The following is a 25,949-nucleotide window of genomic DNA, read 5'->3' on the forward strand; positions in this document are numbered from 1 at the left end:
TCAGGCAGTATCCATTATCGTTTTGGGACTATTCCGTCTATCGGAACAGCGTTGCGGTTATCGGTTTACAGTCTTTATTTCTCGTGGTGCACTATAAATCATATTTGTTGTGAGTTCTGTTAAATTCAGGTGGTTTTTATTCCTGTAAGATTAGTTTTATGAATAATACTGCCTGTTTGTCGAGGCCTTGAAACGGGCTTCTCAATTCGAATGACATTATGGAAATCAAGAATCATGAATAATCCAACTTCAGCGTTTACTGAGTCTTCACTGTCTTTCGATTTTGAGGAGGCTGGTGGTCTATTGGCAAAGGCGGCTTCTGAGCAGCGCGATTCCCTTTCAATCAACGAGCTTTCGCAGTTGTGTACAGGTCTGGGGTTGCAATCCTTAACTCGGCCTGAGCGTTTACCTGAAGCTATATTGACTCAGTCTATGTTTGTCGAGATTCGAAATACACGAGAATTTGGCATGATTATCAGCGCCGGGTTAGGCGGGGTTAATCAAGAGCAGTTTGCGACAAGCTTCGCAAAAGATGAGGCTAAGGTTTGCGCATCAACAACCTTAACTGACGCATCCGCCTTTTTTGAGTTGTTCAAGCGTAGTTTTTGTTACAAACAGCTGGCCGGGCTGGTGACCGATGAACAGCTATTGAGCTGTTTCTCCGGGATGATTGCCTTGGCAAATTATTTTTCTCCAGACAATCCCAAGGCCTCTTACGTTATTGATTGTTTAGCGATAAATCCATTAATTTTTACGGATGGGCTGATGATTCCACTGGATGGACATTGCCGTTTTTCGGAGCCTGCTGACGGTCTTGCTGCAAGACCCATTGAGAAAATTGGTAAACTGTTACACCCTGAGTCAATCGGGATCATTGGGGTATCTGCGAGCAAAATGAACTTTGGTCGCATCATTCTTAAAAACCTGCTGGGTAGTGGCTATGATGCTGCCAGGATGACCATTGTTCGCCCCGGTGGGGGAGAGATTGATGGTGTAAACTGTGTTGATAATCTGGATGCACTGACCCATAAATTAGACTTGTTTATCGTTGCCATCGGAGCCGAGGGAGTCTTTGATCTGGTGGATGAAGTGATTGCCAGCGATGCCGCTGAATCGGTTATGCTGGTCCCCGGTGGCCTCGGTGAAACTCAAAACAGTTATGAACCTGCGGCGGCAATGAAAAAACGTATCAATGCTGCTCATTTACAGAAAAACGGTGGCCCTGTCTTTCTGGGGGGCAACTGTCTGGGGGTGGTCTCTCATCCGGGAGGCTATGACTCCTGGTTTATCCCCCGGGAGCGCCTCCCGAAACCTCAAAAGAAAGCACAGCGCCATTCGGCCCTGATCAGTCAAAGTGGTGCCTTTATGGTGACCCGGCTGAGTAAAAACCCCTGGCTTGATCCCGCCTACATGACAGCATTGGGTAATCAGAGTGATATCAGTCATGGGGATATGCTGAGTTACTATGTCGATCAGGAGACAATAGACACTATTGGCGTTTACATAGAAGGATTCAATGATCTGGATGGTCTTGCATTTGCCGATGCTGCCCGGCGTGCAGTGCTTAAAGGCAAGCAGGTTATTGTCTACAAGGCCGGTCGGACAAATGCTGGTAAATCCTCTGCTTTAGGACATACGGCTTCCGAGGCCGGTGACTACTCACTGTGTGAATCCATACTGAAGCAAGCAGGGGTGATGGTTGCCAAAGATTTTACTGAATTTGATGATCTTTTTTATATTGCAAGCTGTATGCACAACAGGGTAGTGGGTGGTCGCCGCGTAGCCGGTGTCAGTGGTGCAGGATTCGAAACAGTGGGAATGGCAGACAGTATTGCATCAGGTCGGTTCTCCCTGGAAATGTCTCTCATTGAGCCTTCCACCGCTAAGCAACTTGAGAATATTCTGGTTGCAAAGCGCCTCGATGCTCTGATGGAGGTCAGAAACCCCATTGATATCAATCCGGGGGCGGACGATGAAGCTCACGTGCAATGTACTCAGGCTTTTGCGGAAGCATCAAATGTGGATGCTGTTGTGGTGGGGTTAGACCCATTATCGCCGATGATGAGAACGCTGGCGCAATGCAGTCGTCCGGGTTTTGATCTGGATTCCGAGCTCAGTGTCGCGCAGTTGCTGCCTGCGTTGGTCCGCGAGCAGCAGAAACCGATAATTGGTGTTGTGGATGGTGGTGGTCTTTATGATGCGATGGCTGAAAAACTAATGGACCAAGGGGTTTGTGTATTCCGTTCCTGTGAGCGCGCAATGGAAAGCCTGGCCCGCTATACGGAAGCCCGTTTATTTGCCGATCAACTTCGCAGCCAATTGCAATAGGCTGATCACCGTGCTCAGTCAGTAGCCGGGCTTGTTGTGTTTGCCTGGCTAGCTGGCTATTGGGTTTGTCGGGCTATCGTTGTTTGGCATTTTCTTCCAGATAACGCAGCTCGTTTTCACTGAAACCTGACTGCAGTCGTACATCGTGGTTGAAAGGGCCGGATAGCGGCTTCTTCATGTATTTTTCCAGCAGCATAAAGAAGGTGGTATCGGGGTCCAACTGTCTTTGGGCGCAGCGATAATGGAACCAGCGAGTACCGGAACTGACATGACCTACCTCATCATTGCAGATGATAGTCAGGGCTTTTACCATTGTTCGGTCATTGAGATGTTCAAACCGTTGCAGGGTCTTCGGGACTACATCGAGTGCTCTTGCCTCAAAGGCGCGATGGACAATCCCCATTCTGTCCATAAGATCATCGGCTGTAGTGACGGCCATTTTCCATAGCTCATTGTGAACCGGAAAACTGCCGTAGTCGTAACCCATTTCACGAAGTCGGTCACGCAGCAATATAAAATGGCCTGCCTCTTCGTTGGCACACTTTACCCAGTCATCATAATATTCCTTGGGCATATCCCGATAACGATAGATTGTGTCCCAGGCAAGATTAATCGCCGTCAACTCAATGTGGGCCAAAGAGTGAATCAGTGCCGCTCGTCCTTCTTCTGACTTGGGCTTTCGCTTGGGTAAATCCCGTGGCATAACCACTGCTGGCTTATCCAGCCTTCCCGGGTCATTAAGCAATTCCGGGGGCTCCCCTTCAGTCCATATCAGTTGACCAGCGTTCCATAGGCCGGCTGCTTCGGCGGTAAAAGCGACTTTATCTGCTGGGGCTGCCAGTGTCAGGCACTGCTTTGCTTGATCGTAGAGGTTTTGCATAATGCCTGCGCGTGGCCATATATCGGAGCGCAAATTGTATCTTTCTGCGGTGAAGGCCTGCAACACCTAATGCTCCTGATCAAGTGATGCCATATGATCAGGCTCAAATGGCAGATGTCTTGACAGACCTTTAAGCTGGGTTGGGGTCATTAGTTATAAACCACTACACATGAGGCTTTCTCATTTCATGACCCTGATGTGAGTTTTCTCTCCAAGCGCTTGATCCACTGCCACCATTTTCTTGACCTGATATGCCTCGCACGTTGGAGATAGTAGTCATAATCAATATTGTTGATGATTGGTTCGCTATTGTTGTGATTTTCTGCCAACATGATTGTTACTCCGTAAATGACTGATGAATCTAATTTACGGAGAAAAAGAATGTCTGACAAAGGACATAAATTCCTCTTACGGACGAGGAAAACTCATCTGTGAAGCGCCCTCAATTACCTCTTAACAGTCTTAACACCTTTGCGGCGGCTGCCGAGTTCAGTAGTTTCCAGATTGCTGCGGATCATCTGCATGTCACAGCATCGGCGGTAAGCCATCAAATTCGAAATCTAGAAAAGCTGCTGGGTTATCAACTTTTCGATCGTCTGGATAAGCGCGTTCAGCTAACGAGCCGCGGGGAACAACTGTATTCTGATATTGGTAATCCTTTTCAAGAGCTGCATCACGCCATATATCGGGCATTACAAAAGCAACAGAATAATAGTTTAAGAATTTCAGCAGCACCGTCCTTTGCGACCCGCTGGCTACTGCCACGCCTGGATGGGTTCTATGCCCGCCATCCGGAGATTGATCTTTCTTTGGTGGCTACATCTGAGTTAGTCGATTTTCGAGTGGATCATATTGATGCAGCCATCCGATTAGGAAACGGGCAATGGCCTCAGACTGTCGCAAAATTACTTTTTGAGATGGATTTGGTTGCGGTCTGCCGTCCTTCTTTGTTGAAAGCGAACGGTGGTGAGTTTGATCTTGAGCAGTTAACCGAGCAGTCGCTAGTACACAATTCTTCAATGGGAGGGCTTTGGCAGTCATGGTTTATCGAGGCGGGGTATACGAAAAAATGCAAACTTAAAGGCGTTTCCGTGCAGAATGCCGCTCAGTCCCTCGAGGCCATTCAGACTGGTGATCGAATCTGTTTGATAGATCGGCCCTTTATTACTGATGCCTTGAACTCTGGCGATTTAGCATTAGCCTATTCTCAAGGGTATAGCTGTAACCGTGGATACTATCTGACCTATCCAGAAGACTCGGAAACCAAGACTGCGTTTAAGGTTTTCAGTCAGTGGTTATACAGCGAGCTGCCTCAGTAATCAGGGAGTGGTCGTTGTGCCGAAGTACAATTTTCAATAGTCAGGGGCTGTAGATAATGAAGTTTAATCATGTAGGTATTCCCGTTACAGGAAGTTTTGATGGCGAGATCGATTTGCCTCATTTGAAAATGACGGTTTCTGACCATAAAAATAATCTTTACGGTATCCAGTGGCAGCGATACTGGGATGGTGCTCCATACCCCGAGTTAGTAAAAACAGTCCCCCATGTGGCGTTTGAAGTAGATGATCTTGACGCAGAATTAGCTGGCAAAAAAGTCATTATTCAGCCTAATTCTCCAAGTGAAGGCTTAAGGGTTGCCTTTATTGAAGTTAACGGCGCACCTGTTGAATTAATGGAATACACAAAATAAGGTCAAGCTCAGGATCCATTATGTTCTGGTCCTGAGGCTCAAGAGAGATGTTTACAAGGCTCTAGGGTAATTCAGGCGGTGTGTCGTTGAACTGTCTTAAATAGATCAGTAAGTCTGCCCGTTGTTTCTCTTTGCGTATACCGCGAAAATTCATACTCCGGCCAGGTACTGCCCGATCAGTTCGCGTCAGGTAATAATTCAAACTGGCAAAGTCCCAGATATGCTGTGATTTGGTCATTGCTTCGGAATACTCAAACCCTTGCTCACTGCCGGCCTGGCGACCGAACAGGTTCCACAGCAGTGGTCCTTTGTTATGAATACCGTCCTTGGCCGCATCGTGACAGGTCGCACATTTACGATCAAAAAAATCAGCTCCTGCTTTGATATCTGCGTTTTTTAGCTGTTGCTTAAACTTTTCAGTCAGGGAGGGCTGATAATTAGCCAGAGATTCTGAGGGATCAAATTTGGCCGCCCATAATGAACCGGTCAAACTGATGCCACTTATGATCACAGCAATAGTGAGACTTTTTTTTATCATCGATTCCTCCGTTTCTGTTTACCGTTTAAAATCGTTAACACAGAGATCTGATCACTCTGAAGGCCCCGTAGGGCCTGTTGAAAACCCAATGAGTTTATGCCTCAATTCCCTGTGCCTTTAGTCGGATATCTTATCATCGCTAAACAGATGTAAAAGTGATAATGCTGCCGAGTTGATCCATTTATGTTGTGCTTATCGAAAGATTGAAAGGTGCTTTTTGCTGGATTAGGGTAAAACCGACAGGTTCCGCCTTTTTTTTCGTGAGTGGACCAAATCTTGGTTCTGGTTATCTGATGTATTTTTACGACCAAAGTGGGTTTATGAAAGCATTGCTTTGCCAACCGAATATATCATCCCCAAAGCGAAACCTCTCTCGCTTACTGAATAAGCCAGATATTTTACGTATGTCAGTCAGTGACTTAGCTCAGATATCCGGAAGAAGCCTTTCCAGCTTTAACCGTGAGTTCAAGAGCACTTACAAGATGCCTCCTAAACAATGGCTACAGGAAAAAAGGTTATCCTATTCAAAAGAACTCCTGCAATACAATGAGTTATCAGTGACAGAGATTGCCATGAAAGTTGGATATGAGAATGTGTCACATTTTATCAAAGCGTTTAAGAACCGATACGGTTCAACACCAAAGCAACTAAAAGTGTGTAAATGATTGGTTAACGGCATTTTTGACCGTTATTGAGTAGTTCTGCCTGACCTGATCGTTACAGTGAATGTCGCTATTCAAATTCAGGAGAATACTATGGGCGTAAGAGTTACCCTAAATTGTCAAATCAAGCCAGATCAGTTTCGGTCACTGCTACCTTTTTTAGAGGAGAATTTGCCTAACGTCAGAAGCTTTAAAGGCTGTATGAAAGTCAATGTATTGTTTGACAAAGAAAACACCGAGATGCTTTTGGATGAAGAATGGATCGAGATCGAAAACCATCAGTCCTACATAAAACACATTGAAGGTAATGGTGTTCTCGCTAGACTGGGGGCTTTTATGGTGTCGCCTCCTCAGATAAAGTACTTTGAAATGATAGAGATATAGCTTTTTTGTTGGCTGCAGGTATCTATATACTCTGTACGTGGAATATAGTTTGAACTCGTTAACCCGGAATACTGCTTACTGCCTTGTGAATCCGGGTTAGCTTGTTCCTAACACTCTTTCCTCTCTCCAGCGGGCAAATATAATAGAGACTGGATACAGTGAAATTGGTCGATAGGTATAGGATTCGTAACTGCGATACCGCTTCGGGATCAAATGGCCAGACTAGCCGAATATAGTGACGTTTAAGGATTGAACCATGAAAGCTCAACCGATACTGAAAACAGAGCGACTGCTCTTAAGACCCTTTGTGGCCGATGATGCAACGAGAGTTGAATTACTAGCCGGTGATAAGAAAATCGCTGATGTAACGGCAAATATCCCCCACCCATATCCAACAGGCCTGGCTAACCGCTGGATATCAGAGCAGAACTCAAAGTGGCAGCGGGGGGAGCTTGCATCATTTGCGATAACGTTACTAGATACCAGAGAGCTGATCGGCAGCATTTCCATTATGAGTATCAGTGATCAGAGCGGGGAACTGGGTTATTGGGTTGGGACTGAATATTGGGGTAGGGGGTTTTGTACTGAAGCCAGTAAAAAAGTGGTGGAGTTTGGCTTCGGCACGTTAAAACTTAACCATATTCATGCCCATCACCTCCGTCGAAATCCTGCTTCCGGAAAAGTACTGTTAAATTCCGGTTTCCAGCACCTGGGGTCTGGTGAGTCCGAGTGTGGTTATCGCAAAAATAAAGAAATGACAGAGCGCTACAGTATCGTTTTAGAGTAAGAGCACTGCTCTAGGGTTCGCTGAGAACACAATGGACTTATTCGAAGGTTCCCACGCCAACTTGTGGCCCTTATCGACTATCTTATGAATCAAAGAAGAAGTTTTGCGGGCCCCGGTAAAGCTGTAATCCATTGATATTCAGTCTGAATTGATCTTACTCACAAGCCGAATTGATCTTCCTCATAAATAGCATCCAAGTCCGCTTTAGCTACGCTGTACTTCTGGTAGATTGGTCCCTGATGGGTTAACCCCGGTTTTCTGGACCGAGGGTGTTCCGGTATTTTATCCAGGAGGGATACCATGAACAGCAGTGCTTCGGGCGCTCGTGTTTTTATTAATATGTCTATCGATGAAAAAAATGAACTTGTAGTGAAACTAAAGTCTCAAGGTTGTCGTGAAATTGAGCAGAGCTTGACTCCCGGGCGGCATGAATACTGTGCCGACTCCTGGAATCCAGATCCTCTCGATCCCGGTAGCAGGGTGCTATGGATTGTGAAAATAGGTCCAGAGTAAGTCATAGTGCCGCATCATAGCGGATCAATGTTTACGTTATAAATACAATGCCTGAGGTGCTTCTCATCAGCTTCGATGGCCTCAGGCTAGCTTTGTTTTCTGGCTGTTTGTTTTTACAACTGTTCCTGTAACGGTGTTTGTGCCGCGTTATGGCGCTTCGATAATATTGCGCTCGATAAATACTTCTTTAGCGACAAACATCCCATTAAGGGATGCTGGAAAACCTGCGTAAACCGCCATTTGAATAATGACTTCTACAATTTCTTCAGGTTCGCAGCCCACATTTAATGCTCCATTGATATGTACATTCAGTTGAGGGTGGCAATGACCTAAAGCTGTTAATGCTGCTACTGTAATCAGTTCTCTGCTTTTTAGATCAAGCCCCGGACGTTGGTAGATATCACCAAATGGAAACTCTATCGTATATTTTGCTAAATCTGGAGCTATTGATGCCAAGCTATCAATCACCTTTTGTCCTGCCTCACCGTCGACTTCAGTCAGCTTTTTAAGGCCTGATTCAAATCGTTGATTTTTCATTAAAACCTCTCCTGTCAGTTATCCAGCTGATGCTGTGATGTAACCGTACAGGTTAGAGTGTGCTCTAAGTCAAGCTTTCAAATCGGTGTGGATAAGTCCTGCGTAATAGTCGATTTTCTCTTCAAGTTTTTGCAGATGATTATTTTCCAGCGCAATTTTATTTTTCAATGTTATGGCGTGCTCCTCCAGCATACGCATTCTTTGCTCGGAGGTATGCTCACCTTTCTCTCGTAGCTCCGCATATTTGCGGATATTTTCAATAGTCATCCCTGTCTCTTTTAGCCGCTTGATAAACCTGGCCCATGCAACATCTGATTCTGTAAAGGCACGATGCCCACTCGAATTTCGTTTTATACTTCTTAGCAGGCCTGCTTTTTCGTAATATCGGATAGTATAAGGGGAAAGTTCTGTGACTTTAGAAAATGCCTTAATATTCATATGATTGTGTGTTTTTCTATGGGGTTTCGGAGACTGGCTACGGGGCTGCTATCAATACCTGTGCTGTAGTCCATGCTTGCTGTGCCGCTTGCTTATCTCCCATAACATGGGCCCGGACAATGGCTCCTTCTACCAGCAGGGAAAGGCTTGTGTTGAGAGATTGGGCCGCTTTTTCTTCGCTTTGAATAATCCGGCATTGTTGCAGCAGTAACTCGCAAACCTGTTGTTTGTGGGTCCTGCATTGACCATAGATATTGCAGTCATGACGGTTATATTCAGCACTGGTGTTGATAAAAAAACAGCCTTTAAAGGGGCTTAATAATTCGACACGTTCGTTGATCCAGTCATCCAGTGAGGAAAAAATTCTCTCAATACTTGCTCTTCCTGGATCTACCTCAGCTATCTGACTTTGCAGCCAATTGAGAAATAGTCTGCTGCGATATTCTACCGTTGCTGCAATCAACTCCTCCTTACTGGAGAAATAGCTATAGAGTGTTTTTTTGGCTATCCCTGATGTTTTGAGTACCTCATTGATACCTACGGCATGAATACCTCGCTCATAGAATAAACTTAGCGCTGTTTCAATCAGTTGAGTTCGCTTATCAAGGATTAGGGTTGGCATTGTTTTGGTTGCTCTCTGATAAAGCTGTTGGAAAGAGTTTGACACAAGTAGACAGGTTGGTCTATGTGTTGGCTACAAGTCATCAGTCTGGCTTGAACGAGCTTCAGGCGGCAGGAATCTTTGGCAGGCGCTTTAAAAAGCGCCTGGAAAGTCTTGAAAACTGAATAGTAGTTAATGGGAACAGCGACAGCTTCCGGCCGCTCGCTGATCCCAATTGTTATTATCAGACACACATACTAAGAGGCGCTTTAGCCTTTTTTGCGTTGCCTTGATTCTGATAGAACCGAACGATAATAATGGCCCAAGTTTCGATCTCTGGCGCGCTTTTCTGCCAGGCTTGCCGAGTTCAACGCTTGTTCTCGCATCAACTTGAGGTAGTTATCCAACCGACGTTTATCCAGCATTTTACTGCCAACAGCCGCCTGAATAGCACAGCCGGGCTCGTTCTGATGATGACAGTCGGTGAATCGACACTGGCTTGCCAGTTCACTGATTTCAGCGAAGGTTTCTTCAACACCCTTCTCACAATCCGTAAGCTGTAGCTCCCTCATACCAGGAGTATCCAGCAACAATCCACCCATCGGCATCAGATGAAGTGAGCGAGCAGTTGTGGTGTGACGGCCTTTGCTGTCTTCCTCACGAATTGATCCGGTCTCCTGCGTTGCCAACCCCAGCAGAGTATTAACCAGGGTTGATTTACCAACACCGGACGAGCCCAGAAAAGCTACGGTCCTACCGATGCTGCACCAGGATTCAAGTACTTCGACACTGGTTGGGTCAAGGCTATTGATTGCTTCAACCATTAACAAAGAGTCGAGAGATTGAACCTGTTCTACATAGGAGACTGGGTTTTCGCAACAATCTGATTTTGTTAATACCACCACTGGTTCAACTGCTGCTTCATTTGCCAGTGCCAAATAACGTTCAATCCGATTGAGATTAAAGTTACTGTTCAGTGAACAAACGATAAATACAGTATCAACATTGGCAGCAATAAGCTGTCTGACAACTTTATTTCCGGATGCCTTTCGCGAAAATAAAGACAAACGCTCCAGCGACCTGTAAATCTGACCGCTGTCCTCCAGCAATACCCAGTCACCGACGGTCAATACCGGCATTGCAGAGATCAGAGGTAATGTTTGTTTACCCTGTTCCGTGAGTATCTCAAGGTTTGATCGATGCTGCCCGATAACACGACCAACGGTATAGGTCTCGGACTCTTCAAGTGTCAGTTGTTGTTGGAAATAAGGTTTCCAGCCCAGTTGAGTTAGGGAAAAAGAAATAGTCATTAGAACCCCTGACGCTTACAAAGCGCCTAGAAAAACAATTCATCAAGGGGGCGTTGGAGTGCCCCGGTTCAGTCACCGGGCAGCAGGATTTTAAGCGTGTTACTTGCTTACTGCCCGGAAAGTGTTGATTACAATCATGAGTGCTCTCCAGTTGGGGTTGCTTATGAAGTCTGTCTACCGAAAAACAGGTCTGCCGGACTCTATTAATCGAAGCTAATTTAATTTATCAGAACAATCGGGTCTGTTCAATAAACTCTGCTCCTGTCATGATTGAAGCCGGGTTTCTGAATCGATTATCTTTCGATCAGGAGCTTGCAACTCATCAGACTTTCAATGATTCGATTTTTAACGACTCAAGAGAAAGGATTCAAAATTAAAGCGGAAAGGAGAGAACTGTGACCGTTAAATTGTTAAGGGACGTATTGATTTCAAAGGGGCCACTGGAAAAGTACTTTGAAGGACATGTCCCTGCCAACCTCTGGCGTACCCTCTGCGTTGAGAATAATGATGCTTCGTTAGATATGCCAGCGCAGGGCTACGTTTTGTCCAACGGGAGACCCAGGCCCGCAAATATTGAGATCACCCTGAAGAATGGCGTTAAATGGCTGAGTATTAATGACAGACCCACAACGGTCAGCCCTTTTATCAATGCGGGCAGAACACCCAGTAAAGAGGCCGGATACTACAAATTGCCTAAAGGCTCTGTTATCCCTGCCGGATTGGCCATTGTTGAAGATCAGGGGAGTAGTCATCTTGCTTCACCACAATACTCAATAGCGCCTGCTTTCGATATGTCGCTTGAGCAGTTTAGAATTATTCTGCGATCACTGGAGCAGCATGCCGTTCTAGAACAGCATGTTGTTGAAGCATTAGATGCTAACGCAGAATCAGAAGATAAGGCGCCTGATACCAGCCTGTAGATAGGTTATCTTTTAAGTGGAACAGCATTGATGTCGATATTTCCGATAGCTTTTTTTTGAAATATGATCTGTAGTAGAGCTAAGACCCTTATCCGTTGGGTGGCGCCTGTGGTTTTGGCGCCTTGTTCAGGAGGTTTCTATTACAGTCAGCTAAAGATAGGGAGCCTTCGAATAAGTCCATTATGTTCTCTGCGAGCCATGGGGATTTGTTCACCGGCTCCTTAGCTATTGACTGATGTCTGTAACGGTTCAATAACCTGTATCGTCACGCTGTCGGGTTCCAGCAATGCCATCAGTGCTGTCAGAGAGCTTTTATTAGCCATCAGTTCATTGGATGCATGGGCGTTCTCAACTGAATCCCAGTAATAGACATCCACCCAGCGTCCGTTAGCATCTTTTCCTGTTGATTGTTCAAGAAAGCCCGGAAGATTCTTAAGGTCAGGAACCAAATTATTCAGGGCAGCAATCATGTCTTTATCAGCAGTATTGTCTTTGGCGTTCCAGCTTACGATTTCAATTACAGGCATCAAGATTTCTCCAAGAGTGGGTAAAGTCAGGCTTAGTTGAACCAGGCTGAATCTTATTTGATTATAATTTGTAGATAATCATATGATTTGAGATTGCACTATTCTCATATAGGAACGAATGTGGACGTATTTGATCGGTCTTTGTTATTCAAGTCAGTGGTGGATCAAGGATCTTTGGCTGCCGCTGCTCGTCAGATGTCAATCAGTCCGTCTGTTGTAAGTAAGCGCTTAGCTGAATTGGAACGGCATCTTGATGTTCAGCTGTTGCGGCGTACGACCAGAAGAATTTCACTGACGGAGGCGGGGGAGCGCTTCTACGGTCAGATTCGCTGTCTTAGTCGACAGTGGCAAACCCTGCTTGATGAAACAACGGATCTGGGGCAAGAACCAAAAGGGCAGTTAGTGATTGCAGCACCACAGCCGGTTTTGAGTCGTGTTCTGATGCCGCTTGTCTCGGAATTCAGGCGCCAGTATGAGTCTATTGAATTGATTCTTCAGTCGGTTGTTTATGAGCAGTTACCCCTGTTCGATGCAGACTTGTCCGTATGCCGACAGTTGCAAGGTTTCAACTCTGCAGAAATGGTAGGGGTCCCCTTATGTGAATACAGGAACAGTCTGTATGCATCCGAATTATATCTGCAACGGCAGGGTGGACCCGGGGGAATTGAAGAGCTAGCCAGCCATCAATGCCTGGTGTATGGATTGGAGGGGAAGGGCACATGGGCGTTCGCATCGGGTCAGCAAGTCATGGTGTCTGGTGCGCTACGGACTAATAATACAGAGGTGATTATTCAGGCAGCGGCTCAACATCAGGGGGTTGCATATATTCCGGAAGTGATTATTCGGGACGAATTAGTTCGTCGTCAGCTGGTGCCCGTCCTGCCAGAGCAGCACAGTGACCCCTTTCAGGTCTACTGTTACTACCAAAAAATGGACTATGTACCTGTTAAAGTACGGCTATTTATTAATTTTCTGAAAGATCATTTACCGGAGATTATCTGAACCGTTCTGATTAAAAAGTTACGCTAATCCATCAGGCCATGACAACAAACAGGGGTCATGCCCTTGCCAGGGCGGAGCTAAGGGGGCGGTTAACGGTCTGCCTGCCTGCGCTGAATGTCACTGGATATTGTACGTGTCGGGAAGTGGCAACTGAAGGTACTTCCTTTTCCTGGAGTACTTTGAATATCCATATGCGCATCGTGGCGAAGTAATACGTGTTTTACGATGGCAAGGCCCAATCCAGTGCCGCCGCTGGCGGTCGAACGACTATAATCAACGCGATAAAACCGTTCGGTTAAACGGGAGAAGTGGCTGGGGTCTATGCCAATGCCATTGTCCTTAACAGCGAAGTGGCCCCCCCGCTGATCGGTCCACCAGTTGAGTTCTATCAGCCCACCGTCTGGGGTGTACCTTACGGCATTGTATACGAGGTTGGAAAGAGCGCTGAGAACCTCCTTCTCTGATCCGATTAACCAGCCTGGCGGTTCAATATTCAATTGAATTTCGAGCTGTTTACCCTGCCGCTGGGCCAGTTGCTGCGCATCTGATCGAATTTCAGTCAGCAACTGTTGCAGATCGATCTGGGTTTCTTCCTCCACCTGAGTGCCTGTTTCGAGTCGTGATAGCATCAGCAAATCGTTGACTAAGTTGCCCATGCGCTTCGCCTGGCTCAGCATCTGATCCATACCTTTCTCTATGGGGGAGGGGAGCTGTTGGCGTTGTTCCAAAAAGGTTTCCAGGTAGCCCTGAACAACCGTCAGAGGTGTTTTCAGCTCATGAGAAACGTTACCGAGAAAATCGCGACGCATGGCTTCCAGTTTATGTATGCGAGTGACATCACGAACAATCAGCAGACGATCGTTTCGGGCGAATTCGGTGATGGTAAACTGTAGAGATATTTCCTGATCCAGCGGTGAAGTTAGCTCCAGTGGGGTCGAATAACTGCGGTTACGAAAGTAACGAATAAAATTAGGGTCTCTGATCAGATTTATGATGGGCTGGCGTTGATCCTGGGGGCGTTTGAATCCCAACATACGCTTTGCGGCCGCGTTCCACCAATCCAGATTTCCCTGTGCATCCAGCATGACAACCCCTTCTTTAAGGGCTGTGGTGGATTTTTGTACCCGCTTGAGAATGGCTTTCAGCTGCGCCTGAGACTCTCTATGGCGTTTTTGTTCACGATAAATATCGTCAAAAATCTTGCTCCAAAGTCCTGATCCCTCGGGGACTTCCTGGTCTGAGTTTCTGCCCAGCCAGCTGCTGAGTCGATGAAGCTGATGATAATGCCAACCCAGCACGCCCACCAGAATCAGAACCATTCCCCAGGCAATAGAGCCAAACAGGCTGCCCAGCAGCGCACCTGCAATCAGACTGAGAGTCAGCGATTTAAGGTAATAAGAAAGCATTGGGTTCAAAAGTTAGCTTCTCGCAACATTTTGTGAAAAACGATAGCCGGTTCCCCGTACTGTCTGTATAAGCGGTGCGTACACTTCGCCTAAGGCTTTACGCAGTCGGCGGATATGGACATCAACCGTGCGCTCGTCAATATAAACATTACCCCCCCAGACGTGGTCCAGCAGCTGACCTCGGGTAAAGGCACGCTCCTGATTGGTCATGAAAAACAGTAACAGTTTAAATTCGGTAGGCCCGACCTCCAGGGCCTGGTCTCCATCTGTTACCCGGTGTGAAATGGGATCAAGGGTCAGATCATTGACGCTCAGGCTTTGTTTTTCTGACAAAGGTGAAGTTCTGCGAAGCACGGCCTTAAGTCTTGCAACAAGTTCTCTGGGGGAGAATGGCTTAGTGATATAGTCATCGGCTCCTGCTTCGAGGCCCAGTACTTTTTGGTCTTCTTCACTTTTTGCGGTCAACATTATGATAGGAACATCAGCGGTCAAGCTGTCTTTTTTCAGCCGACGTGCCAATTCAATACCGCTTGTCCCAGGCATCATCCAATCCAGTAGGATCAGATCAGGCTGCTCGTCAATCACCAGCGCATGGGCCTGCTGAGCATTTTCTGCTTCAAAGCATTGGTAGTCGGCCATTTCCAACGCCAAGCGAAGCATCTCCCTGATTGGCGCTTCATCATCGACAATGAGTATGCGTTTGATGGTCATCTAGCGGTCTCCTTGGTTTGACCCTGTCTTTGAGCTAAGTGAATAGAGGTTGAACAATTAGAGAGCGAATCATTAAAGAGTACAAAAATGACAAAACGATGACAGCGAGAGCTAAACCCCATTCAGCCAGCCACCGAGAGCATTTTTATCGGATTAGGTTGTTATTTCCGATCCTGTACGAGCTTTTTTTATGACTTTCCATGTTGTATGGCTTTCTATGTTGCACGGCCTCTATTATTCCGTACTGTTCTCAGTTCTTTTTACCCAATCTCTTTCAGGCTCTTTTGAATCTGTTCAGGTGAACTGTGGCTGACGTTGACACCCTTGACCAGATAGATCAGGTGTTGAGCAATGTTACGGGCATGATCACCAATACGTTCCATGCTTCTCAGAATCCAGATTATGTTCATCGTTCGGGCAATACTGCGAGGGTCTTCCATCATATAAGTTACCAATGAACGCATGGCAAACTTGTATTCTTCGTCAACAGCCTCATCTTCTTTAGCGACCTGGTAGGCGAGATCAGTGTCGTATCGGGCAAATGCGGTCAGAGAGTCACGGACCATCTCACTGACATGGTTACCAATATGACGAGTTTCTGTATAGCCCTTGGGAGACTCTCCGTCTTCCACCAGCTTGATGGTATGGCGGGCAATACGGCAGGACTCGTCACCAATGCGTTCCAGGTCGCTAACCGCTTTGCTGATGGCGACGACGAGTCGAAGATCGCTTGCCGCCGGTTGTCGACGAGCAATAATTCGAGTGCATTCCTCATCAATGGTCAGATCCATCTGATTGATTTGTTTATCCGTTTGTCTGGCCCGTTCCGCCAGGCTGGAGTCTCCCTCAATCATGGCATTGAGGGCATCGGTCAGTTGTTTCTCAACTAACCCGCCCATGGCCATCAAGTGGGTCTTTATCTGTTCCAGTTCAGCATTAAATTGCTGGGAGATATGATCGGAATGGGCGTCTTTATTAAATTCCATAGTATTCTCTAGGTTTGGTTAACGGCGAAGGCTCAGCTTTCCACGATCTGGCTGTATTGATTGAACAGCAGAACATCAGAGAAAAGCATAGGCCACTGAATCAGCCGTATCGGCCCGTAATATAATCTTCGGTCTGTTTTTTCTGTGGATTGGTAAAGAGCTGGTCAGTGGTACCAAACTCCACCAGATTACCCATGTACATAAATGCGGTATAGTCGGAAACCCGAGCCGCCTGCTGCATATTGTGGGTAACAATAACAATAGTAAAACGTTCCTTCAGAGAGTGAATCAACTCTTCGATCTTTAATGTAGATATGGGATCAAGGGCTGAAGCGGGTTCATCGAGCAATAATACCCCTGGTTTCACCGCAATGGTGCGGGCTATAACGAGACGCTGTTGCTGACCGCCCGACATTCCCAGCGCACTTTCGTGCAACCGATCTTTTACTTCGTCCCACAACGCGGCGGATTTTAACGCCCACTCAACAGTCTCATCTATCAGGCGCTTTTTCTTGATGCCCTGTATCCGCAGCCCATAGGCAACATTTTCGTAAATGCTTTTAGGAAACGGATTCGGCTTCTGGAATACCATACCGACCCTTCGGCGAAGATCTGCCACATCTACCTTACGGTCATAGATGTTTTCTTCACCCAGTTGAATAGCACCATCTATTCGGCAGCTGTCCACCAGATCATTCATCCGATTGAAGCTTCTCAGCAGTGTCGACTTTCCGCATCCGCTGGGGCCGATAAATGCTGTTACCCGGTTTTTGGGGATCTGCATTTTAATGTTATGTAGGGCCTGTTTTTCCCCGTAAAAAAGGTTCAGGTCGTTGACCTCAAGTGCCAATGGCTCTTTGCTGAGGTCTAGTAACTCCCCCTGTCGAGAAAGTGTATCCAGGCTGAAATTGGGTTGACGTGCAAGTTCCATAGATCTAGTTCTCAAGAGCTTTGTATTTTTCTCTCAGGCGGTTACGAATGGTAACTGCCAGGAAATTCAATAGCGCAATAACTGCAACTAACAATAATGCGGTGGCATACACCAGTGGGCGGGCCGCTTCGACGTTAGGACTCTGGAAGCCAACATCGTAGATGTGGAATCCCAGGTGCATAAATTTCTGATCTAAATGCAGGAATGGGTAGTTGCCATCCAAAGGCAGTGATGGAGCCAGTTTAACGACCCCTACCAGCATCAAGGGAGCTACTTCGCCCGCTGCCCGCGCTACCGCCAGAATGACACCGGTCATAATCGCAGGGCTGGACATCGGTAGCACAACTCTCCAAAGCGTTTCTGCTTTAGTTGCCCCCAGTGCCAGGCTGCCCTCGCGAAGAGAACGGGGAATTCGGGACAGGCCCTCTTCGGTGGCGACAATAACCACTGGAACGGTGAGTAATGCCAGGGTTAGAGAAGCCCATAGCAGCCCCGGGGTACCAAAGGTTGGAGCGGGCAAGGCTTCGGGGAAAAACAACTGATCGATATTGCCACCCAGGAAATAAATGAAAAAACCAAGACCAAAGACACCGTAAACGATCGAGGGTACACCGGCGAGATTGTTAACGGCAATACGGATGATTCGTGTGACTAATCCCTGTTTGGCATATTCACGTAAATAGACGGCTGCGATAACGCCAAAAGGTGTTACCAGAACGGACATTAATAAAACCATCATGACGGTTCCGAAAATAGCAGGAAATACTCCACCCTCTGTATTCGCTTCGCGGGGCTCGTCGCTCACAAACTCCCATAACTTGGCACAGTAGAAGCCTATTTTATCCACCACATTCATGCTGTTTGGCAGGTAGGCTCGAACTACTTTACTTATTTTAACTTCGACCAGACTTCCATCCATTGCTTCTGCAATCATACTGTCTCGTTCAAAGGCCCGGTAAAGCTCCGAGAGGCGCGCTTGCAGGCCTTTATACTGCTGGTCAAATACAGCCCGGTCTGCGGCCAGTTCAGCCTGATGGGCAGCCGTCAATTCGCCCTTAAGTTCCAGGGAACGGGATTTTAGTCGCAGGCGTTCAAGGCCATGATTGATTGTGCCGATTTCATGTTTTTCTATTTCGTAGATTTGTTCATGGAGCTGTCTGGCTCGGGCAATCCGCTCCTGGAGGGCGTTCCATAGATCCTGGTGATTGGCTGATGTTAATGAGGCGACGGTTGTCTCACCTTCCTTGACTTCCTTAAGGTAGCCGTAGAAATTGCCCCATTCCGTTCGTTCTGCGGCAAACAAGGTTTCCGGATAGCGGCTATTACGAAGTTCCCTTTCCAGTACCCAGCGAAAATCGGCACCACCAACATCTCTGTTGCCGACTTTTAGCAGCAGTCGAGAAGCCGTTTCCTGTTCCGCCGGAAAACTGTAGCCGGCATCTCTTAGCTGATCCGTGGATACCTCTCTATGGTCGGCAATTTCACCGATAACCCTTGTTGTCTGGGTTTTTCCAATATGCTCTGCTTCGATAATATCGGCAGGCCAAAAATGACCAAGACCCCGTACTGCTATCAATATCAGCAGGCCTGCGACCATTATGACGCTGATCGCTACTGCTGCCGCGTTTAGAAAGATCCAGGGGGACCCGCTCGCGAACCATTTATTTACACTGATTTTCATCGTGATTCTCTCGCTGCCCTAAAGGGAACCGTATTTTTGTCGGAGGTGTTGTCGAACGACTTCGGCCAGGGTGTTTACTACAAAGGTAAACATGAATAGCACCAGAGCGGCCAGGAAGAGGATTCGGAAATGTGAGCTTCCCACCTCTGATTCGGGCATTTCCACGGCAATATTCGCTGCCAGAGTTCTCATACCTTCAAAAATATTGATGTCCATAATGGGGGTGTTGCCGGTTGCCATCAGTACGATCATGGTTTCACCCACTGCACGTCCCATACCGATCATCAAGGCAGAGAATATCCCGGGGCTGGCTGTAGGAAGAACGACCCGGGTCAGCGTTTGCCAAGGAGTGGCACCCAGCGCCAGCGAGCCTTCAGTAAGGTGTCTCGGGACGCTGAAAATAGCATCTTCAGTGATTGAGAATATTGTTGGAATGACTGCAAAGCCCATTGCTAATCCAACGACTAAAGCATTCCGTTGATCGTAGGTTATCCCCAGTTCTCTGGTTGTGTAGGTTCGCAGGTCTCCATCAAAAAATAGGTTTTCGATTCCTGTACTTAATGGCATCGACAGCCAAACCAAAAGAATAATGACGGGTATCAGTAGTGCCGCATCCCACCCGTCAGGCAACTGCCAGGAAGAGTCGTCGGGAATTTGAGACCAGAAGTATGCAAATACCAAGGTGCCAATCGGTACCACCAGCAGTAAGGTAAATATGCTGGCAAGGTTCGTTTCTACGAATGGTGCCAGCCAGAGACCTGCCAGAAAACCCAAAATGACGGTAGGCAACGCTTCCATTAATTCAATGAAGGGCTTGATCTTGCGTCTCAGGGCAGGTGCCATAAAGTAGGCGGTATAGATAGCACCACATATGGCTAAAGGAGTTGCCATCAGCATGGCATAAATTGCAGCCTTTAGAGTGCCGAAGGCAAGAGGCATCAAGCTGTATTTAGGTTCGAAATCGTTGGTTGCAGCAGAGGATTGCCAGACAAAATCCGGCTTATCGTAGCCTTCGTACCAGATCTCCTGCCAAAGAGCTGCCCAGGAAACCTCAGGATGCTTGTTATCAACCTGCCAGAAGCTTAGGGTTCCTTGATCATCTTCAGTCAGGAGTGCATTTGCTCGTGGTGAAAACGCCATTGAGCGGATATTTTCATTGGTTAACTGTTGGCTTAGCACCTGATTTCCTGCAGTGGCACTGTACAGTGTAACCACGCCCTGGTTGTCGGCAGTGGCAAATCCCTTGCGGCGATGCTCCATTGCTAAGGTGCTTAGCGGTGTTGTCGGAGACCCCTGGGATGAATCATTGTTAAAACTACGGACTTTTTTCAGATCCCATTGATTGTCTTGATCTCGAACCAGGAACCACTGAGTTACCCGGCCCTGATCATCGGCAATCATCAGAGAGGTTCCGCCAAGCAGGAAGCCAACATCGGTGATTTGACCAGTGGTTGTCTTATGGACGGCCTGTAACTGAGGGTTCTGTGGATCTTTAATATCAAATAAGCTTAGGTTTCCTGCCTGATCCAGGGCGTAAATCCAACGCATATCCGGTGCGATAAGCAGTTTTACCGGTTCTGAGGTAAGGCTGGGGAGCTTATAGAACTCTGAACTGAGTTCAACCTCCTCAGTCATGAAGTTCTCTTCCTTGCTGAGAATGAGCAAGCCCAGTTTCTGATCCTTGTTGCTGCCTACCAGTACCAGCCCATCATCCCCATTGCGAACAGCAAGATGCTTTATTTCGCCGAAGTCAGCCCCGATTTCCATGGGTGTTTCACCATAGGGGTAAGAAATGGATGGTGCTATGGTTCGAATATCATCCGGGTAACTTATTTTGTAATTGTGCTTCGCAACGACAATCTGGCCGTTATCCAAACCCAGAGCAAATACCCGACTGGATTCAGAATCCAGAGCAAAACTACTGACTTCAGTGTTTGCCGGTCTGTTTATTTCCACCTGCTTTCTTATGTGGCCGGTGGCTGCGTCGAAAAACAAAGCATTGCCTACAGTATCAATTTTTAAGGCAACTTCATTCTGCTCTTCAAGAGTCAGGTAAACGGCCGGGGTATTAGAGCCTTCCAGCGTGTAAGCCTGTACAGGTTTACCAAATTGCTCCCACTGGCTGATCTCTGCTGCTTTGAAAAGAGGAACTACCTCATAAAGCAGATAGATGAAGATCAGCATGATAGCGACGATTACGCACATACCACCGGCACCAACGGCCGAGGTAGTCATGCGTTCTTTAAGTGCACGAAACTTTCGATGCCTCGCTAGAGCAGGGGTATCGAAGTCAAGTTCGGGGGCTAGGGTATGTGTATTAGTATCCATACGAGAAAGATAATCGCCAAATATGACAGTCGTGTTACAAAACTGTCATTAGAATGAAATAAAAGTTACAGCCGGCCTGGGTAATTATCTGATAACAGATAGATCTATTTTGATAAAAAAACTGACATCTTCCATGCATTCTCACCGTGCTCTTTATAAGTAAGCGAATGTTATAAGTGAGCGAGTGTTAGCCGTTTACGCAAAAACGAAAAGGGGGCTGAAGGCCCCCTTTCCTGATCAGGCTGAGCATGGCTTAGCGAGAGGCAACTGCGCTGTTTATGCCAATGGCTGCCAGGGTCTTTTCAACAACTTTTGATGGAAGAGGAATGTAGCCATCCTTAATAACCACCTGCTGACCCGCCTTGGACAGTACTAGCTTGACAAACTCGCGATCCAGCGGGGAAAGCTCCTTGTTAGGGGCCTTGTTAACGTAAACATAGAGAAAGCGAGAGAGTGGGTACTTGCCCTTAACCGCATTTTCCGGCGTTGCTTCGACAAAAGGTGCTCCAGGCTTCTTGGCCAGTGGCACAGCGCGAACGCTAGAGGTTTTGTAGCCGATACCCGAGTAACCAATGCCGTTGATGGAAGCGCTCACGGACTGAACAACAGAAGCGGAACCTGGTTGTTCGTTTACATTGCTCTTGTAGTCGCCCTTACAAAGGCCTTTCTTTTTAAAATAGCCGTAGGTTCCTGATACCGAGTTGCGACCGTAGAGCTGAATGTCCTGCTTACCCAGGTTGCCACCTACGTTCAGGTCACTCCAGCGGCTTATGTCCTTTGGACCGTTACATTTACGGGTAGAGGAGAAAACCGCGTCTACATCAGCAATGCTCATGCCTTTAACCGGGTTGTCTTTATGAACATAGACCGCCAAGGCATCGATTGCTACCGGGATAGCGGTGGGCTTGTAACCGAACTTGTTTTCAAAGGACTCCAGCTCCTTGTCTTTCATCTTGCGACTCATCGGCCCCATGTTGGAGGTACCTTCGGTCAATGCTGGAGGCGCGGTAGAAGAACCCGCTGCCTGAATCTGAATGTTGACGTTAGGGTAATGACGCTTGAACTCTTCAGCCCAAAGGGTCATCAGATTAGCCAGGGTGTCCGAACCGACACTTGAAAGGTTACCGGAAACACCGTTTACCTTCTGGTATGTAGGAAGGTTGCTATCGAGCAGGTCAGCTGCTTGCACGGAAGTAGCAAGGCTGCCAGCAACCAGCGTCAGAGCGGTTAAGACTTTTTTGCTGAGCAGTTTGTTGGTGAATATTTTTTTGGCTTTCATCTGAGCCTCCTAAACGGGAACAATGTTTGTTGGTGCGTTCTAAGTTGTGATTGTTACGAGGTTCTAAGTCGCTACGTTGTTGGAACCCACTATAAGTCCGTTTTGTGACATCTATGTTACAGCGGTCCCCTAAATCTTATTTGGTGCCCGAAATTACTCAGCTTTCATTAATCAGTCTTTTCGATGATAAGGGGCTTCCTAAAAAACCAACGAACAGGTTAATTGGCCCTTAAATGGCTCGCTGAGAACGTCATTGCATATTTATCGGTTCTCTGGACCCGGTGAAATTTTTAGTGCAATATCAATTGCATCAAGCGCACAGGGAGCGAATATCAGTCAGAGTGCAGCGCTGCAATAGCATTAAGCGTTGACGTCAGAAGGGATGCTGTTTTCACTACCAGAATCCCCCTTCTCCAGTTACTGTTAGCTTCCTTTGTTATCCCTGTGCTGTTTGGTCGATGAGATAGGCTGTTTGGTCGAGGAGATAGACAGTGGTGGAACTGTCATAATCTTCCGTTTTAATTAATCAGATATTCAGCAAACACTTAAAGGAGTTATTCGGATGGAATATACCGACTCGGAAAATGCTTACGCTGCACCAGAAGCTACATTGGAAAGATCGCTGACAGGGGGGGAACAGATAACGGCTTTCCCGCGATTTTCTACCTGGTGGGTTTTGTTACTTTCAATGGTGACATTGTCTATATACTCACTTTACTGGATATATTCCCGGACAAAAATACTCAATCGTCTGGTTCCGGAAAATCCGATATCTTTCTGGATTTATGCTTCACCGATTCTGTTTTTTATTGTTGGTATCATTGTGAATTTTATGATTGGCTTTTACGGCGCGGAAGCGGGTTCAGGTCTGACTGTGTTTTCCAATATTGTGTCTTTGGTAAACCTTATTATTTTTATCGTATGGGCTTATTCTTTCCGTAATCGCTTGAATCGATTGGCGGGAGTTGAAAAGGGCGATAAATGCTACGCGGGCCCGATTTTGACATTCTTTTTAAATAGCCTATATATGTCCTACAAAGTCAATCAGCTTATTGATCGTCAGCGCGAAGCAGTCTGAGGACAAGCAGAGAGCAATGGGAGCTTGCCCTCTGTAACCAGTCGACCAGGATTCGCTTTGCAGGTTTTCTTGTCTGGAGTGGTACATGGCCATTTCTTAAACGGATTTAAGCAAGGTATAGATAACCGATATGCATATTTTTCAAGCCGGGTTATTGGTGCTGGCACTCTGTGTTTCTGCACCGGTGTTTGCCGCTTCTCTTCTTCCAGGTTACGGAGCCGATCCAGAGCAAACCTCTGTTTCCGGTATTTCTTCCGGTGGCTATATGGCCTCACAGTTTCATGTGGCCTATTCAACAGAACTGACGGGGGTGGGCATTGTTGCCGGTGGTCCTTATTTTTGTGCGGGTAGCGATAGTACCGCTGGGGCGGATCTAAATCCATTTCAGCCTTATGTGGTTACGGCAACCACGACTTGCATGAATCCTTGCAAATGGGCGTTTTGGCCCTTTGTTGGCTGGTGCGAATCGATAATGTTACCTGATGGGGAGGCGTTGGCAGCCCGGGCCCAGGCATTCGCGGCTGATGGCCTGATTGATGATTTTTCCGGTCTGGTTAATGACCGGGTTTATCTGTTTAGTGGCGGGTTGGATGAAACCGTTGTCACTGGGGTTGTGAATCAGGCCAAAGGTTTTTATCTTGCCGCAGGAGTGCCTGACTCGGCAATCAGGTTTGATCTGCATCCCGGAGCACAGCATGCCTTTATTTCGGACAATATCAACAGAGGCTGTGATGTTCACGGGGCGCCCTTCATCAATAACTGTGACGGCTATGATCAGGCGCGAGAAATTCTTCAGCATATATATGGAAACCTTAAGGATAATGCCGATGTTTTGACCGGCACTATGCTTGCTTTCGATCAGTCGGAGTTTGTTCCAGAGAGTCAGTTCAGCATTTCCAGTCTTGCAGAAACGGCGTATGCCTATGTTCCCAATGATTGTGAGACCAAGTCCTGTCGGGTACATGTTGCCTTTCATGGCTGCAGGCAATCCGCGGCGGAGTTTGATACCAATAAAGTTTTCTTTCGTGATCTGTCGGGTTACAACGAAGTCGCCGATACAAACCAGATCATTGTCCTGTATCCACAGATACGATCTCGCGATGAGTTGAATGTTTCGCCATACAACCCGAAAGGCTGTTGGGATTTTTGGGGTTACACGGGTTCGGGTTTTTATAAAAAGGAGTCGATTCAGATGACGGCAGTCAGTTCAATGATTAAACGGCTTTTGTTGCCTCCTGAACCGGTGCAGTAAGTTACAGATCTTAAGAAGTCGAAATGGGCAGAGAGGTTAACGATAAACAGGATGGGAACAGCCGGTAACGTTTATTTCCATTTTGATTTCATTAGTTGTTAATGCTGCGTATTTTGACCCCCGTTATTTTTTAAATCTTGGGTTCAGGCCTATGAAATCTTCACTTGTTTTTAGTTCAATAGTTGTTCTGGCGTTCCTGCTAAGCAGTTGCGGAGCGGACAATCCTGCTGCCATTGATAAGACTTCAGCGAAAGCGTCAGAGCAGCATACTCCAGGAAAGACAGCATCACTGATACAGCCCGCTGAAAAGAAAGAATCAAAAGTCGATAAGGTAGAGCAGGCAGCGAAAATTACCGGTATTGATGTATCCAAGTACCAGGGAACCGTTGATTTCGAAAAGGTTAAGGCGGCGGGAGCCCGTTATGTTTTTGTTCGTGCAACGGAGGGAATTACCTATCAGGACCCTGACTTCAAGTCTAATTTTTCCGCTGCCCACACCGCTGGTTTAACGGTGGGAGCCTACCATTTTTATGAGACTGATGATGATCCTGCTGCACAGCTTAAAAATTATACTGATATGGTGAGTTTGCAACAGGGTGACCTCCCGCCAGTGGTGGACATAGAGAAGCTGCATGATAACGATCAAGCAAATTTAATCGATAACCTCAAAGCCTATCTCAATGGTTTGGAAGCACACTACGGTGTTAAACCGATCATTTATACAGGGCTTGATTTTGCCAATGAATATATAACTGAATTTGGCGACTATCCTTTATGGTTGGCAGAATATGAGGTTGACCAGCCTACCGTACCGAAAGGTTGGTCTGACTGGACCTTCTGGCAGTGGTCTCAGACGGGCACCGTTGAGGGTATCACCGGAAATGTTGACGCAGATCGTTTTAATGGGGATGCGGCAAGCTTTGGTAAAATTCTGATTAAATAGCGCTTGATTTGTATGAATATTCAAGCTCGTAGGAATCAGACGTGAATATCGATGTTTTGACCTAGTGACGAGCTTGGATCCAGCTGTGGTGGTTGGGGCAGTAGTGAAAGGGCAAGCTGGCCTTGAAGATCAATTGAGTCCTTCAGTACACGCAGAGCTATTTCCTGGTGCAGGCTGGCGTTAGACAGCGTAGTTGGAGAAGAAAGCGAGAGGGAAGAGATTTCCATCGTTACTTTA

The 25,949-nt window shown here is 46.9% G+C and carries 27 protein-coding genes; 12 read left to right on the forward strand and 15 right to left on the reverse strand.

Annotated features, from left to right (window positions below; genetic code table 11):
* Positions 1 to 234: 234 nt before the first annotated feature.
* Positions 235 to 2,328, forward strand: a complete 2,094-nt coding sequence (locus BGP75_RS20105; RefSeq protein ID WP_076720678.1) for a CoA-binding protein — start codon at positions 235 to 237, stop codon at positions 2,326 to 2,328.
* A 73-nt stretch (positions 2,329 to 2,401) separates the two neighbouring features.
* Here the strand turns inward: BGP75_RS20105 and BGP75_RS20110 are convergent, their stop codons facing one another.
* Positions 2,402 to 3,274 (reverse strand): ferritin-like domain-containing protein, encoded by an 873-nt coding sequence (locus tag BGP75_RS20110; protein WP_233152988.1) that lies wholly within the window; start codon positions 3,272 to 3,274, stop codon positions 2,402 to 2,404.
* Between the two features lie 365 nt (positions 3,275 to 3,639).
* On the opposite strand from BGP75_RS20110, the gene BGP75_RS20115 reads away from it, so the two are divergent.
* Both BGP75_RS20115 and BGP75_RS20120 read left to right on the forward strand, forming a co-directional pair.
* Positions 3,640 to 4,527: a LysR substrate-binding domain-containing protein gene (locus tag BGP75_RS20115; protein WP_076720679.1), complete on the forward strand. Its 888-nt coding sequence runs from the start codon at positions 3,640 to 3,642 to the stop codon at positions 4,525 to 4,527.
* Between the two features lie 56 nt (positions 4,528 to 4,583).
* Positions 4,584 to 4,898, forward strand: a complete 315-nt coding sequence (locus BGP75_RS20120) for a VOC family protein (RefSeq protein WP_076720680.1) — start codon at positions 4,584 to 4,586, stop codon at positions 4,896 to 4,898.
* Between the two features lie 61 nt (positions 4,899 to 4,959).
* Here the strand turns inward: BGP75_RS20120 and BGP75_RS20125 are convergent, their stop codons facing one another.
* Positions 4,960 to 5,436: a cytochrome c family protein gene (locus tag BGP75_RS20125; RefSeq protein ID WP_076720681.1), complete on the reverse strand. Its 477-nt coding sequence runs from the start codon at positions 5,434 to 5,436 to the stop codon at positions 4,960 to 4,962.
* 404 nt (positions 5,437 to 5,840) lie between these two features.
* On the opposite strand from BGP75_RS20125, the gene BGP75_RS27795 reads away from it, so the two are divergent.
* The 4 genes from BGP75_RS27795 to BGP75_RS20145 all read left to right on the forward strand — a co-directional run bounded on the left by BGP75_RS27795 (position 5,841) and on the right by BGP75_RS20145 (position 7,782).
* Entirely contained in the window at positions 5,841 to 6,101 is a 261-nt protein-coding gene (locus BGP75_RS27795; protein ID WP_369832151.1) for a helix-turn-helix domain-containing protein, read from the forward strand.
* 90 nt (positions 6,102 to 6,191) lie between these two features.
* Positions 6,192 to 6,482, forward strand: a complete 291-nt coding sequence (locus tag BGP75_RS20135) for a putative quinol monooxygenase (protein ID WP_076720683.1) — start codon at positions 6,192 to 6,194, stop codon at positions 6,480 to 6,482.
* Between the two features lie 256 nt (positions 6,483 to 6,738).
* A complete protein-coding gene (locus tag BGP75_RS20140) occupies positions 6,739 to 7,269 on the forward strand; it encodes a GNAT family N-acetyltransferase (protein WP_076720684.1) in 531 nt (176 codons plus the stop codon).
* Between the two features lie 300 nt (positions 7,270 to 7,569).
* Positions 7,570 to 7,782, forward strand: a complete 213-nt coding sequence (locus tag BGP75_RS20145) for a hypothetical protein (protein WP_076720685.1) — start codon at positions 7,570 to 7,572, stop codon at positions 7,780 to 7,782.
* Positions 7,783 to 7,929: 147 nt separating this feature from the next.
* Here BGP75_RS20145 and BGP75_RS20150 read toward each other — a convergent pair whose 3' ends face one another.
* The 4 genes from BGP75_RS20150 to rsgA all read right to left on the reverse strand — a co-directional run bounded on the left by BGP75_RS20150 (position 7,930) and on the right by rsgA (position 10,668).
* Positions 7,930 to 8,319: a carboxymuconolactone decarboxylase family protein gene (locus BGP75_RS20150; RefSeq protein WP_076720686.1), complete on the reverse strand. Its 390-nt coding sequence runs from the start codon at positions 8,317 to 8,319 to the stop codon at positions 7,930 to 7,932.
* A gap of 69 nt (positions 8,320 to 8,388) precedes the next feature.
* Positions 8,389 to 8,757, reverse strand: coding sequence for a MerR family transcriptional regulator (locus BGP75_RS20155; protein WP_076720687.1), 369 nt, complete (start codon positions 8,755 to 8,757; stop codon positions 8,389 to 8,391).
* Positions 8,758 to 8,794: 37 nt separating this feature from the next.
* Positions 8,795 to 9,379 carry a TetR/AcrR family transcriptional regulator gene (locus BGP75_RS20160; protein ID WP_076720688.1) on the reverse strand — a complete coding sequence of 195 codons (585 nt, stop codon included), beginning with the start codon at positions 9,377 to 9,379 and terminating at the stop codon, positions 8,795 to 8,797.
* Positions 9,380 to 9,627: 248 nt separating this feature from the next.
* Entirely contained in the window at positions 9,628 to 10,668 is a 1,041-nt protein-coding gene (gene rsgA, locus BGP75_RS20165) for a ribosome small subunit-dependent GTPase A (RefSeq protein WP_076720689.1), read from the reverse strand.
* Positions 10,669 to 11,063: 395 nt separating this feature from the next.
* Between rsgA and BGP75_RS20170 the strand changes: the two genes are divergently transcribed.
* Positions 11,064 to 11,588: a hypothetical protein gene (locus BGP75_RS20170; RefSeq protein WP_076720690.1), complete on the forward strand. Its 525-nt coding sequence runs from the start codon at positions 11,064 to 11,066 to the stop codon at positions 11,586 to 11,588.
* Between the two features lie 221 nt (positions 11,589 to 11,809).
* Here BGP75_RS20170 and BGP75_RS20175 read toward each other — a convergent pair whose 3' ends face one another.
* Positions 11,810 to 12,115, reverse strand: a complete 306-nt coding sequence (locus BGP75_RS20175) for a hypothetical protein (RefSeq protein WP_076720691.1) — start codon at positions 12,113 to 12,115, stop codon at positions 11,810 to 11,812.
* A gap of 120 nt (positions 12,116 to 12,235) precedes the next feature.
* On the opposite strand from BGP75_RS20175, the gene BGP75_RS20180 reads away from it, so the two are divergent.
* Positions 12,236 to 13,117: a LysR family transcriptional regulator gene (locus tag BGP75_RS20180; RefSeq protein WP_076720692.1), complete on the forward strand. Its 882-nt coding sequence runs from the start codon at positions 12,236 to 12,238 to the stop codon at positions 13,115 to 13,117.
* A gap of 89 nt (positions 13,118 to 13,206) precedes the next feature.
* Here the strand turns inward: BGP75_RS20180 and phoR are convergent, their stop codons facing one another.
* The 7 genes from phoR to BGP75_RS20215 all read right to left on the reverse strand — a co-directional run bounded on the left by phoR (position 13,207) and on the right by BGP75_RS20215 (position 22,439).
* Positions 13,207 to 14,523 carry a phosphate regulon sensor histidine kinase PhoR gene (phoR, locus tag BGP75_RS20185; RefSeq protein ID WP_076720693.1) on the reverse strand — a complete coding sequence of 439 codons (1,317 nt, stop codon included), beginning with the start codon at positions 14,521 to 14,523 and terminating at the stop codon, positions 13,207 to 13,209.
* Positions 14,524 to 14,535: 12 nt separating this feature from the next.
* Positions 14,536 to 15,234 carry a phosphate regulon transcriptional regulator PhoB gene (gene phoB, locus BGP75_RS20190; protein ID WP_076720694.1) on the reverse strand — a complete coding sequence of 233 codons (699 nt, stop codon included), beginning with the start codon at positions 15,232 to 15,234 and terminating at the stop codon, positions 14,536 to 14,538.
* A gap of 260 nt (positions 15,235 to 15,494) precedes the next feature.
* Positions 15,495 to 16,220 carry a phosphate signaling complex protein PhoU gene (phoU, locus tag BGP75_RS20195; protein WP_076720695.1) on the reverse strand — a complete coding sequence of 242 codons (726 nt, stop codon included), beginning with the start codon at positions 16,218 to 16,220 and terminating at the stop codon, positions 15,495 to 15,497.
* A 100-nt stretch (positions 16,221 to 16,320) separates the two neighbouring features.
* Positions 16,321 to 17,151, reverse strand: a complete 831-nt coding sequence (gene pstB / locus BGP75_RS20200; RefSeq protein WP_076720696.1) for a phosphate ABC transporter ATP-binding protein PstB — start codon at positions 17,149 to 17,151, stop codon at positions 16,321 to 16,323.
* Between the two features lie 4 nt (positions 17,152 to 17,155).
* Positions 17,156 to 18,832 (reverse strand): phosphate ABC transporter permease PstA, encoded by a 1,677-nt coding sequence (gene pstA, locus BGP75_RS20205; protein ID WP_076720697.1) that lies wholly within the window; start codon positions 18,830 to 18,832, stop codon positions 17,156 to 17,158.
* Between the two features lie 18 nt (positions 18,833 to 18,850).
* Positions 18,851 to 21,160: an ABC transporter permease subunit gene (locus BGP75_RS20210; protein WP_076720698.1), complete on the reverse strand. Its 2,310-nt coding sequence runs from the start codon at positions 21,158 to 21,160 to the stop codon at positions 18,851 to 18,853.
* A gap of 253 nt (positions 21,161 to 21,413) precedes the next feature.
* Positions 21,414 to 22,439: a PstS family phosphate ABC transporter substrate-binding protein gene (locus BGP75_RS20215; RefSeq protein WP_076720699.1), complete on the reverse strand. Its 1,026-nt coding sequence runs from the start codon at positions 22,437 to 22,439 to the stop codon at positions 21,414 to 21,416.
* A 562-nt stretch (positions 22,440 to 23,001) separates the two neighbouring features.
* On the opposite strand from BGP75_RS20215, the gene BGP75_RS20220 reads away from it, so the two are divergent.
* The 3 genes from BGP75_RS20220 to BGP75_RS20230 all read left to right on the forward strand — a co-directional run bounded on the left by BGP75_RS20220 (position 23,002) and on the right by BGP75_RS20230 (position 25,712).
* Positions 23,002 to 23,517: a DUF4234 domain-containing protein gene (locus BGP75_RS20220; protein WP_076720700.1), complete on the forward strand. Its 516-nt coding sequence runs from the start codon at positions 23,002 to 23,004 to the stop codon at positions 23,515 to 23,517.
* A gap of 130 nt (positions 23,518 to 23,647) precedes the next feature.
* Positions 23,648 to 24,769, forward strand: a complete 1,122-nt coding sequence (locus BGP75_RS20225; RefSeq protein ID WP_083704944.1) for a hypothetical protein — start codon at positions 23,648 to 23,650, stop codon at positions 24,767 to 24,769.
* Between the two features lie 151 nt (positions 24,770 to 24,920).
* Entirely contained in the window at positions 24,921 to 25,712 is a 792-nt protein-coding gene (locus BGP75_RS20230; RefSeq protein WP_083704945.1) for a glycoside hydrolase family 25 protein, read from the forward strand.
* A gap of 35 nt (positions 25,713 to 25,747) precedes the next feature.
* Here the strand turns inward: BGP75_RS20230 and BGP75_RS20235 are convergent, their stop codons facing one another.
* A complete protein-coding gene (locus BGP75_RS20235) occupies positions 25,748 to 25,939 on the reverse strand; it encodes a putative motility protein (protein ID WP_076720701.1) in 192 nt (63 codons plus the stop codon).
* Positions 25,940 to 25,949 lie beyond the last annotated feature (10 nt).

Source organism: Motiliproteus sp. MSK22-1 (genome assembly GCF_001968815.1).
Lineage (GTDB): Bacteria > Pseudomonadota > Gammaproteobacteria > Pseudomonadales > Balneatricaceae > Motiliproteus.

What these genes read in the sequence shown, in the direction of transcription:
- BGP75_RS20105 (WP_076720678.1), top strand. Translation starts at nt 235, where the DNA reads ATGAATAATCCAACTTCAGCGTTTACTGAGTCTTCACTGTCTTTCGAT.
- BGP75_RS20120 (WP_076720680.1), top strand. Translation starts at nt 4,584, where the DNA reads ATGAAGTTTAATCATGTAGGTATTCCCGTTACAGGAAGTTTTGATGGC.
- BGP75_RS20125 (WP_076720681.1), bottom strand. Translation starts at nt 5,436, where the DNA reads ATGATAAAAAAAAGTCTCACTATTGCTGTGATCATAAGTGGCATCAGT.
- BGP75_RS27795 (WP_369832151.1), top strand. Translation starts at nt 5,841, where the DNA reads ATGTCAGTCAGTGACTTAGCTCAGATATCCGGAAGAAGCCTTTCCAGC.
- BGP75_RS20135 (WP_076720683.1), top strand. Translation starts at nt 6,192, where the DNA reads ATGGGCGTAAGAGTTACCCTAAATTGTCAAATCAAGCCAGATCAGTTT.
- BGP75_RS20140 (WP_076720684.1), top strand. Translation starts at nt 6,739, where the DNA reads ATGAAAGCTCAACCGATACTGAAAACAGAGCGACTGCTCTTAAGACCC.
- BGP75_RS20145 (WP_076720685.1), top strand. Translation starts at nt 7,570, where the DNA reads ATGAACAGCAGTGCTTCGGGCGCTCGTGTTTTTATTAATATGTCTATC.
- BGP75_RS20150 (WP_076720686.1), bottom strand. Translation starts at nt 8,319, where the DNA reads ATGAAAAATCAACGATTTGAATCAGGCCTTAAAAAGCTGACTGAAGTC.
- BGP75_RS20155 (WP_076720687.1), bottom strand. Translation starts at nt 8,757, where the DNA reads ATGAATATTAAGGCATTTTCTAAAGTCACAGAACTTTCCCCTTATACT.
- BGP75_RS20160 (WP_076720688.1), bottom strand. Translation starts at nt 9,379, where the DNA reads ATGCCAACCCTAATCCTTGATAAGCGAACTCAACTGATTGAAACAGCG.
- rsgA (WP_076720689.1), bottom strand. Translation starts at nt 10,668, where the DNA reads ATGACTATTTCTTTTTCCCTAACTCAACTGGGCTGGAAACCTTATTTC.
- BGP75_RS20175 (WP_076720691.1), bottom strand. Translation starts at nt 12,115, where the DNA reads ATGCCTGTAATTGAAATCGTAAGCTGGAACGCCAAAGACAATACTGCT.
- phoR (WP_076720693.1), bottom strand. Translation starts at nt 14,523, where the DNA reads ATGCTTTCTTATTACCTTAAATCGCTGACTCTCAGTCTGATTGCAGGT.
- phoB (WP_076720694.1), bottom strand. Translation starts at nt 15,234, where the DNA reads ATGACCATCAAACGCATACTCATTGTCGATGATGAAGCGCCAATCAGG.
- phoU (WP_076720695.1), bottom strand. Translation starts at nt 16,220, where the DNA reads ATGGAATTTAATAAAGACGCCCATTCCGATCATATCTCCCAGCAATTT.
- pstB (WP_076720696.1), bottom strand. Translation starts at nt 17,151, where the DNA reads ATGGAACTTGCACGTCAACCCAATTTCAGCCTGGATACACTTTCTCGA.
- pstA (WP_076720697.1), bottom strand. Translation starts at nt 18,832, where the DNA reads ATGAAAATCAGTGTAAATAAATGGTTCGCGAGCGGGTCCCCCTGGATC.
- BGP75_RS20210 (WP_076720698.1), bottom strand. Translation starts at nt 21,160, where the DNA reads ATGGATACTAATACACATACCCTAGCCCCCGAACTTGACTTCGATACC.
- BGP75_RS20215 (WP_076720699.1), bottom strand. Translation starts at nt 22,439, where the DNA reads ATGAAAGCCAAAAAAATATTCACCAACAAACTGCTCAGCAAAAAAGTC.
- BGP75_RS20220 (WP_076720700.1), top strand. Translation starts at nt 23,002, where the DNA reads ATGGAATATACCGACTCGGAAAATGCTTACGCTGCACCAGAAGCTACA.
- BGP75_RS20225 (WP_083704944.1), top strand. Translation starts at nt 23,648, where the DNA reads ATGCATATTTTTCAAGCCGGGTTATTGGTGCTGGCACTCTGTGTTTCT.
- BGP75_RS20230 (WP_083704945.1), top strand. Translation starts at nt 24,921, where the DNA reads ATGAAATCTTCACTTGTTTTTAGTTCAATAGTTGTTCTGGCGTTCCTG.
- BGP75_RS20235 (WP_076720701.1), bottom strand. Translation starts at nt 25,939, where the DNA reads ATGGAAATCTCTTCCCTCTCGCTTTCTTCTCCAACTACGCTGTCTAAC.